The 9,718-nt window shown below is 55.3% G+C and carries 11 protein-coding genes and 3 pseudogenes; 7 read left to right on the top strand and 7 right to left on the bottom strand.

Annotation, left to right across the window (positions count from 1 at the left end; genetic code table 11):
* Nucleotides 1-240 precede the first annotated feature (240 nt).
* A pseudogene (locus IU397_RS23495) lies at nucleotides 241-696 on the top strand (DDE-type integrase/transposase/recombinase); the annotation flags it as partial.
* A 49-nt stretch (nucleotides 697-745) separates the two neighbouring features.
* On the opposite strand, the gene IU397_RS22770 reads toward IU397_RS23495, so the two are convergent.
* Both IU397_RS22770 and IU397_RS24090 read right to left on the bottom strand, forming a co-directional pair.
* The gene (locus IU397_RS22770) at nucleotides 746-2,164 is read right to left on the bottom strand and encodes an amidase (protein ID WP_204417902.1); all 1,419 of its coding nucleotides are present in this window, start codon (nucleotides 2,162-2,164) and stop codon (nucleotides 746-748) included.
* Between the two features lie 174 nt (nucleotides 2,165-2,338).
* On the bottom strand, nucleotides 2,339-2,602 hold the full coding sequence (locus tag IU397_RS24090) for an Rrf2 family transcriptional regulator (RefSeq protein WP_204417900.1): 264 nt from the start codon (nucleotides 2,600-2,602) through the stop codon (nucleotides 2,339-2,341).
* Between the two features lie 247 nt (nucleotides 2,603-2,849).
* Here IU397_RS24090 and IU397_RS22760 point away from each other — a divergent pair, with 247 nt between their 5' ends.
* Together IU397_RS22760 and IU397_RS22755 are read left to right on the top strand one after the other, a co-directional pair.
* Nucleotides 2,850-3,365 carry a DDE-type integrase/transposase/recombinase gene (locus IU397_RS22760; protein ID WP_370541762.1) on the top strand — a complete coding sequence of 172 codons (516 nt, stop codon included), beginning with the start codon at nucleotides 2,850-2,852 and terminating at the stop codon, nucleotides 3,363-3,365.
* Nucleotides 3,366-3,425: 60 nt separating this feature from the next.
* Nucleotides 3,426-4,213: pseudogene (locus IU397_RS22755) on the top strand (IS5 family transposase).
* A gap of 342 nt (nucleotides 4,214-4,555) precedes the next feature.
* Here the strand turns inward: IU397_RS22755 and IU397_RS22750 are convergent.
* Nucleotides 4,556-5,320, bottom strand: a complete 765-nt coding sequence (locus tag IU397_RS22750; RefSeq protein ID WP_204417898.1) for a histidine phosphatase family protein — start codon at nucleotides 5,318-5,320, stop codon at nucleotides 4,556-4,558.
* 60 nt (nucleotides 5,321-5,380) lie between these two features.
* Nucleotides 5,381-5,659: a hypothetical protein gene (locus IU397_RS22745; RefSeq protein WP_204417896.1), complete on the bottom strand. Its 279-nt coding sequence runs from the start codon at nucleotides 5,657-5,659 to the stop codon at nucleotides 5,381-5,383.
* A 381-nt stretch (nucleotides 5,660-6,040) separates the two neighbouring features.
* Between IU397_RS22745 and IU397_RS22740 the strand changes: the two genes are divergently transcribed.
* Entirely contained in the window at nucleotides 6,041-6,556 is a 516-nt protein-coding gene (locus IU397_RS22740) for a DDE-type integrase/transposase/recombinase (protein ID WP_370541761.1), read from the top strand.
* Between the two features lie 305 nt (nucleotides 6,557-6,861).
* Here the strand turns inward: IU397_RS22740 and IU397_RS22735 are convergent, their stop codons facing one another.
* A complete protein-coding gene (locus tag IU397_RS22735; RefSeq protein ID WP_370541763.1) occupies nucleotides 6,862-6,996 on the bottom strand; it encodes a transposase domain-containing protein in 135 nt (44 codons plus the stop codon).
* A 36-nt stretch (nucleotides 6,997-7,032) separates the two neighbouring features.
* Nucleotides 7,033-7,242, bottom strand: a pseudogene (locus IU397_RS24085) (IS21 family transposase); the annotation flags it as partial.
* Between the two features lie 214 nt (nucleotides 7,243-7,456).
* Between IU397_RS24085 and IU397_RS22725 the strand changes: the two are divergent.
* The 3 genes from IU397_RS22725 (at nucleotide 7,457) to IU397_RS24080 (ending at nucleotide 9,201) form a co-directional block, all read left to right on the top strand.
* Nucleotides 7,457-7,807, top strand: a complete 351-nt coding sequence (locus IU397_RS22725; RefSeq protein ID WP_204417894.1) for a hypothetical protein — start codon at nucleotides 7,457-7,459, stop codon at nucleotides 7,805-7,807.
* A 165-nt stretch (nucleotides 7,808-7,972) separates the two neighbouring features.
* Nucleotides 7,973-8,863 carry an AraC family transcriptional regulator gene (locus tag IU397_RS22720; RefSeq protein WP_204417892.1) on the top strand — a complete coding sequence of 297 codons (891 nt, stop codon included), beginning with the start codon at nucleotides 7,973-7,975 and terminating at the stop codon, nucleotides 8,861-8,863.
* 107 nt (nucleotides 8,864-8,970) lie between these two features.
* The gene (locus IU397_RS24080; RefSeq protein ID WP_204417890.1) at nucleotides 8,971-9,201 is read left to right on the top strand and encodes a transposase; all 231 of its coding nucleotides are present in this window, start codon (nucleotides 8,971-8,973) and stop codon (nucleotides 9,199-9,201) included.
* A gap of 294 nt (nucleotides 9,202-9,495) precedes the next feature.
* Here IU397_RS24080 and IU397_RS22710 read toward each other — a convergent pair.
* The coding region (locus tag IU397_RS22710; RefSeq protein WP_204417888.1) for an ATP-binding protein at nucleotides 9,496-9,718 on the bottom strand (223 nt) is incomplete at its 5' end.

Genomic DNA, 9,718 nt, shown 5'->3' with positions numbered 1-9,718 from the left:
ACGGGCAACCCCCCGATCAGGCATATCTCAACCCGTCGAAACCAATCCCGGTGGCGGCATAAACGAGCGGGAAATCCACCTAAGAAACGGCTCCAAACTGTTCAAACGAACCGAACCACCTCTTGTCCTGTGTGGTCGCGTTGGTTGCTGGGTTCACGGGGCTGTCTTTGACGCGGGACTTGGCGGCGAAACCCGTCCTACCGAAGAAAGTTTCCATCGCGCTGGCAGCTATCGCCCTGGGTGGCGGTACACCGTCGGTGCAGCGACGATTTACCGTTGGGTCCAGAAGTTTGGGCCGGAGATCCGGAAGCGCGCTTATGGCATGTGGATGAAACCTACGTTCGAGTGAACGGCAAGTGGCGTTACCTGTGGCGCGCCGTGGACCAGTGGGGACAACTCATTGATTTCCGGCTAACGGCACGCCGAAACGCCAATGCCGCAAGGGCGTTCATGCGCCAGGCCAGCGAGACCGTCCGATGTTACCAGCCGATGACCATCGCCACTCCCTCTCGAGCATCGCAAGCAATGCCCTGCCGGGCAAAGGACAAGGCACACAGCTATGCCACGGTGATCGAGGAGATGAATTTCGGGAATGGTCCCGACGACCGCATCCGACATGTCGACCGCAAGTATCTCGACAACCGGATCGAAGCCGCCCACGCTGCTTTGAAGCAGCTTCTGCGACCAAAACGGGACTTCCGAAAGATGACCTTGGCCAAAAACACTCTGAAAGGCATCGGCAAATCTAGTTTCTTGCCCAAAGGGTTGTGCAGGCAGGAGGGATGCGCGCCTCAACGGCCTGCATCGCGTCTACGATCAGATCTTCGCGCCATCTGCGCCCGGCGATTTGAACGCCGAAGGGACGCGGGCCGCCGTCAATCTCTGCGATATGCGTTGGGAGGTTGCCAGCCGGTAAGCCAAGGAAGTTCATGATGAACGACCAATGCGAACATCCGAGGGCGTCCCGTACGCCTTCTGGGCCTTCGACATCGCGTCCGGGCGAAAAGAACGGTTTCAACAGGAATGGCGTCAGAACCAGGGGATAGTCATCGAGGAAGAGCGCCCATTGCCGTGCATAGTAAGTCCGCTTTGCCAGCATCCTGAGAAACTCCGTTCCCTCGTAAGGTGGGAACTGGCTGTAATACTCATCAAAGATCGTGTTGATTTCAGACGAACCAAATTTCCGGATGTCGGGTCCAAGCAATTCGCGAACTTCGCTCAATAATGTTCGATAACCGACCTCACCGGTTTCCTGCGTGAGCGGCGGCTCGATTTCTTCAACCGCATATCCGGCGTCGGATAATGCCGAGGCCGCGTTGTCGAGCGCCGTGGCCATCACGGGATGCATGCCAAAGCCGAAGTCATCGCGCGCCACGGCGACCCGGATTGGGGACGCAAGCGGCGTGCCACGCCACGGCATTGGAACGTGAAACGGGTCGCGCGGGTCCGGTGCAATCAAGATCGGCATAGAGAAGTGCAGATCAGACGCGTTTCGTGCTATCAAACCCTGAACCGACATCAACTGTGCCAATAGCCCACGTTCCGCAGTTTGGCTGGGGTTGAACGCGGGCACCCGCCCCAAGCCAGGTTTGACCGTAACCGCCCCATTTGCGGATGCCGGAAACCGAAGCGAGCCACCGATGTCGTTGCCATGCGCGAGCGCACCGATCCCGGCCATAACAGCCGCGCCCGCTCCGCCGGATGACCCACCCGCCGAGATATGCGGCCCCCAAGGATTGTGCGTCCGACCGTAGAGCGGGTTGTCGGTATCCGCTCGGAATGAGAATTCAGGTGTATTTGTGCGACCGATGACAACTGCACCCGCCGCCTTCAGATGGCGCACCACTGGCGCGTCTTCCGGGGCAATCACGTCTTTGAAGGCGACCACACCGTTAGATGTCGCATGGCCTTTCTGGTCGACATTGATCTTGATCGTGACCGGCACGCCATGCAACGGACCCTTGGGTGCAGTGCTGCGGTCGAGAGCCGCCGCTTCCGCCAGCGCCTCATCCGCCAGGCTTTCGACCACGGCATTCAGTGCCGGATTGGCGGCTTCCATCTGTGCAATCGCGGCTTCGGTCACGTCAAGAACACCGAGTGACCCGCGCCGCGTCGCCATTGCGATGTCGGATGCCGTCCATTGCCATAAAGGAAGTTGGTCCATCATGCAGCCGGGCACATGTCGTAGTTGCCCCCAATCGGGCCAAGATTTCGAAGGAGAGCGATACTGCGCAACATTACAAGTCTTTTCCCAAAGGTTTACCGCCATCGACTTCAACAAGCGTTGTACACGACAGTCGATCTATCACGGTAGCTTCGACTTCATTCAAGATTTTGTTCACCTGTGCTTCCAAATGCCGCTCAACCTGGCAGGAATGCGGTTCAAGGTCCAAACGGGACGCGACCAGGCTTTCTCCAAGCGCACGTAAATATCGGCGAGAGTGATGTCGTGCGATCGCCATACGAGCCGCCAGCCGCCGGACGGACCACGCTCCGAGGTCAGCAACCCGGCTTTGCACAACTCTCCCAAACCCCGCCGGACAACGACAGGATTGGTTCCAGCATGGTCCGCTATGTCTGAATGGCTCTGTTGCGTTAGCACGGTTTTCAGCCGCGACTGGTGGGCAATGGCTTTAGGAGGTGGGCATGTCGCGACGGGCCCCTTTCAAACAGCACCGATTTCCGACGGATGTGATCTCCATGGCGGTCCGTTGGTATTGCCGATATCCACTGTCGTATCGTGATGTACGCGATCTATTGGCCAAGCGTGGGGTCACGGTCGACGCCGCCACCATTTACCGTTGGGTCCAGAAGTTTGGGCCGGAGATCCGGAAGCGCGCTTATGGCATGTGGATGAAACCTACGTTCGAGTGAACGGCAGGTGGCGTTACCTGTGGCGCGCCGTGGACCAGCGGGGACAACTGATCGATTTCCGATTAACGGCACGCCGAAACGCCAATGCCGCAAGGGCGTTCATGCGCCAGGCCAGCGAGACCGTCCGATGTTACCAGCCGATGACCATCGCCACTCCCTCTCGAGCATCGCAAGCAATGCCCTGCCGGGCAAAGGACAAGGCACACAGCTATGCCACGGTGATCGAGGAGATGAATTTCGGGAATGGTCCCGACGACCGCATCCGACATGTCGACCGCAAGTATCTCGACAACCGGATCGAAGCCGCCCACGCCGCCCTGAAACAGCTTCTGCGACCAAAACGGGACTTCCGAAAGATGACCTTGGCCAAAAACACTCTGAAATGGATCGAAACCCACCGGGCCATCAAAAAGGGCCATTTCGCGAACAACGAGCCCGGCGTCTTGACCGAAGTGGCATTCGTTGCAAACCTGTTCAAGGCGACTGCCTAGGCTGTGTTGACAAAAGGGGTTCACACTGACGTACAGGCATGATTCAAGCTGGTATCTGCTATGGAGACCAGCTTGCCCCGAGACCTTATGAGCGATGACGAGTGGTCGCTGTTTGAACACTTTATTCTCGCGATCCGCGCCCCGAATGGCCGCAAACCAACCAATCACCACCTTGTTTTGGATGGGATATTCTGGATCGCACGCACTGGATCGCCGTGGCGAGATTTGCCCGAAGAGTTCGGGAAATAGTCGAGCGTGTATCGTCAATTCCGACGCTGGACTTTGGCGGGCTTGTGGGAAGACCTCCTTGAGGCGTTGAACCAAAGCGGAGCCGTCCCCGACGCTCTGCAGATGATCGATAGCACTGTGATCCGCGCGCATCATCAGGCTGCGGGCGCAAAAGGGGGACTCCGAGACAGGGTTTTGGCCGTTCAAGAGGTGGGTTCACGACCAAGATCCACCTCCGCGTCAATGCGCACGGGTTGCCTATGAGAACGGATATTACGCCAGGACAAATGTCGGATTATCTGGGCTTTGATTTGGTCATGGATAGAAATCTGCCAGAGCCGCGTGTGCTGCTGGCGGATCGAGGCTATGATGCTGATCGCATTCGGAAAACCATGTCTGACCGCGATGTCATGACCCAAATTCCGATGCGCAAGATGCGCAAGATGCGCGTGGGCGTGGATCGCGGGCTTTATCGATTGCGGAACATGGTCGAGCGCTGCTTCAACAAGCTCAAAAACGCCCGCCGCGTCGCCACTCCATACGACAAAACTGCTGAAAGCTACCTCCGCTTCATAGACATCACGTCAATCCGGCTTTGGCTGCGCCATTGGTCAACATGACCTAGTCTTAACAACCAAAGGGGCACATGGCGGCCTCGGCGCTAACGCAACAGAGCCGGTCACCGAGCTCTTCAAAGCTTGAGTATCTGAAACCGCATGCACCTGCCCAAATACACAGAACTCAGGACGCTTCCCCCTGGTGGACTGCAACAATACGTGTCCGGCTGCTCCGCTGCACGGAATCGCTTCTTCGCTCCAGCCCAACACCGTTTCGCAAGCCAAATCAGATATCATCGGATGGAAGCCATCGACGCTTGAAAATCTGCGGCGGATATCGCCTGAATTTGCCACACACACCCGCATCACCCGAGTTAACACGACATTATCGCCCAGCCCCTTACTCTACCTCGCAACTTTATCATCAAAATGTCCTTCATCGGGCGCCGCACTTTTAAGCCGAATATAACCCAGAATACGATTGTTGCGATCTGGATCTACGATCAACGCCTCGCCCTCATAAACATTGAATTCCGTTAATTCAGCAATGTTGGTGAAATGAGAAATGATCATAAGGGGACCGTCTTTGTCCCCATGCCATGATGAAATCATTTCTCTCAATTCAGTCACATTCGGTGCGCCCTGCAATGAAAGGAGCAGGTTAGCCGCTGAGTTTACTTCAATTTCCGTTCGGTCGCGAAATTCGGGGTCGAGTAAGGAGATACCATCGATGAGAGCATCGAGGGTTTGATGATTGCGACACCATTCACTGACAACAATGCGGCCGGGAATGATACCGTTCCCAGCCAACAGGATCCCCATTTTGCGAATTTGTTCCTGACCTTCACCGGTCATTACACGTTGATTCGAACAGTCCGTAGGTGCCACATTGACCATGTCTCGCCGCGACCAATCGGTTGGGCCATGGCGCATCAAGAAGACAACATCGTCGCGAAACAGATCGTCTAACATCTGCCAAGGCTCAAATCGAAGCGTCTCTTGTACCGGCTGAGACTCATTGTTCGTCTCGTCAGACAGGTCCATCTGCATCGACATCTCACCCATATGGCGAGACACCTGCTCAATACGCCCTGTACCCATCTCTTGAGCTACTGCGTTGTTTAGCGTCAGGGTACATGCTACTATTTTTGCAAAATTTTTCAATAACATGCGTTGTCCTCCATCAAGTATGCCCACCGCCTCTCCCTTGAAAGGCGGTGGGTCGTAGTATTACTCGGTGGGGGGACGCCATCGCGTGAGTGCCGCTTCAATTCCCTGTTTGACGGGTCCTGAGCGGTCATCGTCGCTTGCCACGCCAATGATTTCGACAATCGTGTTGAGGCTCAGACTGGTTGGATCAACCTCATCAAAACCATTAGCGTCCAGAATTCGGTCAACATTCGTTTCAAGCATACTAAGACCGGCTTGCATGCCTTCGTAATCGACTTGCTGAGCGTTGACCGCAAATGAGGAGAGCGTGAGGAACGCGAACGGGAGTAGTCTGCGCATATTGAATACCTCTCTAGCTAAAACAGCTGCGCGTGAGTTATTTCACTCGGCATCGGTATCAATTTTATCCTTCTGCTTATTTCATAATCCGCTGGTTGCTTTACATGTATCTGTTGGGCTCTGTTGCGTTGGCTCATCTTGCAAGCCACGTTTAGGTCAAAGCGTGCAAGGTGACCGTACGATGCGTCGAAATCCTTTCCAACAGCACCGATTTCCGACGGATGTGATCTCCATGGCGGTCCGTTGGTAGTGCCGATATCCACTGTCGTATCGTGATGTACGCGATCTATTGGCCGAGCGTGGGGTCACGGTCGACGCCGTCACCATTTACCGTTGGGTCCAGAAGTTTGGGCCGGAGATCCGGAAGCGCGCTTATGGCATGTGGATGAGACCTACGTTCGAGTGAACGGCAGGTGGCGTTACCTGTGGCGAGCCGTGGACCAGCGGGGACAGCTCATCGATTTCCGATTAACGGCACGCCGAAACGCCAATGCCGCAAGGGCGTTCATGCGCCAGGCCAGCGAGACTGTCCGATGTTACCAGCCGATGACCATCGCCACTCCCTCTCGAACATCGCAAGCAATGCCCTGCCGGGCAAAGGACAAGGCACCCAGTTATGCCAAGGTGATCGAGGAGATGAATTTCGGGAATGGTCCCGACGACCGCATCCGGCATGTCGACCGCAAGTATCTCGACAACCGGATCGAAGCCGCCCACACCGCCCTGAAACAGCTTCTGCGACCAAAACGGGACTTCCGAAAGATGACCTCCGCCAAGAACACTCTGAAAGGCATCGAAACCCACCGGGCCATCAAAAAGGGCCATTTCGCAAACAACGAGCCCGGTGTCTTGACCGAAGTGGCATTCGTCGCAAACCTGTTCAAGGCGACTGCCTAGTCTTAACAACCAAAGGAGCACATGGCGGCCTCGGCGCTAACGCAACAGATCCCTTATTTTTGTCAATACAGACCCGAGCCACAAACATACTGCACAGGCATGACCGCACTGTCGCGAGTCTTAGCCTTCTCCCGAAATTTTACTGAAAAATACGCGTGTTTCTTCTGGGTTGTCTCAATACCGAGACAACAACGCCGCAACCATTTCTACTGAACGTATAGGCGCGAGTGGCACTATGACCAGCTAATCAACTTCGAAAGGAAACCTAACGCCTGAACGGTAAGTGGTGTCTGAGCCCCACGCGACTATGCGCTTGACGGTTTGAAGTTCCACGGCAGGAGTTCTTGCAGACTGTCCTTGGGGAGGCCCTGGGCAATAAGTTCAAGGGTGGTTTTAAGATAGGCCAAAGGCTCAACGCCGTTGAGTTTGCAGGTTTCGATCAGGGAGGCGATGACGGACCGGTTGTGTGCGCCGGCATTATAGGAGCCGTGGTATCCCAGCTTCACGAGATCAGCATGCATCTGCTTCACAGAGCGCCGCTCTTTGCGTGGCTTCCGTGTCTAGATCAAAAGCCAAGCAGACAAACGATCCGCATACGGGTCCAATTTTCTCGGCCGCGGTGGCATCTTGAACTTCGGCTCGACAGCGCCTTCGCGCAGGTACTTCTTTATCGTATTGCGAGACAGAGCACGCCACAATCGACATTTTGTTTTCCGTCGGTGCAGTTTGTCGGGCCATTTTGCTCAATCACGCATGAGGTTTTGCCGTGTTTCTTTGGCAAGATCTGCACCCAGCGAAGAAACGCGATGAGCGGTGTTGTCTAGAATTGATAGGATTCTGAAAGAAATGGGCGGCTCGCTGAAGCAAGCTATCAGTCAAAGAGATTAGGGGGGCGCAGCAATGCCGGACGACTACGCAACCATCATCGACGAGCAGCTGAGTTGTAACTTCGTTTTATCTGCGTCGCTCTACTTTCGACTGACCGTCATCGACGTTCGTGCCCAAGATCCACGTTTCTTCGGCTGGCATGGATTGCTTCATGATACTGCACGCCATCTGGTAGCTTTGTCGGAACCAGTGGCGAGTACCATAAATGTGGAAAACCAAATTCGCAGCGGTGCGTCAGATCTGCTGCATGGCCTGCGCCATACCCTCGATCTGACAAAAAAACGCGCCGACCCGGCCTTGCATACTGAGATCCAGAGCCATGCAGATCGGCTCGAAGCCCAGATCGACGTCTCCAACGGCTAACCAGGATATTTCGAGATTCAAACTAGTATCAACAAGATCTGTAAAGCCGGGCGGATTGCTCGTCTGGGGCGAACGCAACTGAAATCAAGCGCGTGATTTTGCAACGACACCTACAGATAGGATGTAGGCATTGACCTTCACGGAGATGAACTCAGGTAACTGATGATGACGTATGTGATCCGAAATGCCCATAAGGCCAGGCCAGACAATCGCGTCCCACCGATGGCCCATGAAACCGATCTTGGCGGGATGCGCCTGATGCTTCTCCCGCCGGGTAAATGTGACCTGAAGCACAAGATTGGGTTCAACACGTTCGACATCAATCTGGGCAGTGCCGCTCATGATCTCGCACTAAATTCCGACAAGCTTGAAACCTTACGAGCCACACCTGAGTCCATTTTTTATGCTCCGAAGGGCACTGAGCTTCGTTTACATGTGGACAATCCTCTTCCCGGCTGCGTCCTTGAGGTCAGGGATGACGTGATGGCAGCGTGGATGGAGGCTGCAGAAATCCCCTACGCGACTCGAGACAGGCCTATTGTATGGCGGAAAGACGATGTTGCTGCCGACATTGGCCGATCCGCGATCCGGCACCTGATGCGGGCGGCCAGATCCGTTGCCTCGACCGATAAACTGACGGTCGAGGCGCTGGCCTTGGGCATCGCCACCCGCGGGATAGCACAGCTTGCAGCACTCAATGGCGATATCGACGGTGAGATTGAACGCTGGAACCGCACAGGGCGTAAGCTCAATATCGACCTCGCCATAGATCTCATCGAGACACGGCTCTGCGATTCCGACCTGTCGATTAGCCATCTGGCCGATGCGGCATGCCTGTCGTCGTCCCGCTTCTCCTCTGTTTTCCGGGCTATGGTCGGTGAAACGCCCTACGCTTTCATCCTGCGCCGTCGCGCCGAATACGCCCGAGATCTGATCATCGGCACGCGCGAGCCTCTGAGCCAGATCGCCTATGACGCAGGCTTTTCAAGCCAAGCGCATATGACGGTGGTGATACGCAAGGTCTTCGGCGTGACCCCCGCCGCTATGAGAAACTGACACCCGCATATCTTCGTCTCGAAAAACCAAAAATGATCACACGACGTCACATAAGGGAATTTGCCTTGGCCCCCTAAAACTGTGCCAAAGTTGGCCTAGCTTTGGAGATGGGATGGATCGCACGGAGCCGGTATTCGCATGAGGATATTCTGCGGCTTTTGCCTGAGGTTGAGCTGAGTCTGGCGTCTGGTTCGGATGTTGCGACAGCGTGCAGAACGGCTGGTGTCAGTGATGCGACCTACTACGCATGGGGCAAGCGGTTTGGTGGGATGGGGCGATCGGAGATGGCCAACCTAAAGGCGTTGCAGAAAGAGAATGATCGGCAGGATGACTGTTAAATCGTAACCTGAAGCTTCCGGCAAAATGTAAAGGCTTCCGATGCCTTTGGCTGAGAAACAGCTGAAAGTTGGTGATGGCCCTGAGGGGCGGCATATCATGGCAGTGTTCAAGTCGCCGTCAATTCTCTGCAGAGAAAGGGATATGCCACATGAGAGAAGATACCATCACCGCATTGCCTGATCCAAACGGATTTTCGGCTGATCCGCTGACAGATTTGGTCCTGTTGAATGTCACTGAGAACTGACCCGGTATTTTCACCGAGATTTGACCCACCCTCAGTTATGCGTCGTTGTCTATGACGCGGTCAATGTTTTGGTCTCCTTTTCTGTTTTCTTTGCGGCCTCAGCGCTGGCCTTGAAGCGGTAGCTGTCATTGCCGGTTTCGAGGATGCGGCAGCGGTGTGTGAGCCGATCGAGGAGCGCTGTGGTCATCTTTGCGTCACCGAAGACCTGTGCCCATTCTGAGAAGCTGAGGTTGGTGGTGATGATGATGCTGGTGCGTTCATAGAGCTTGCTG

This window comes from Actibacterium sp. 188UL27-1 (genome assembly GCF_016901225.1).
GTDB lineage: Bacteria > Pseudomonadota > Alphaproteobacteria > Rhodobacterales > Rhodobacteraceae > 188UL27-1.
The sequence above is the reverse complement of the archived record's forward strand: the minus strand, read 5'-3'. Positions and strand labels throughout refer to the sequence as shown.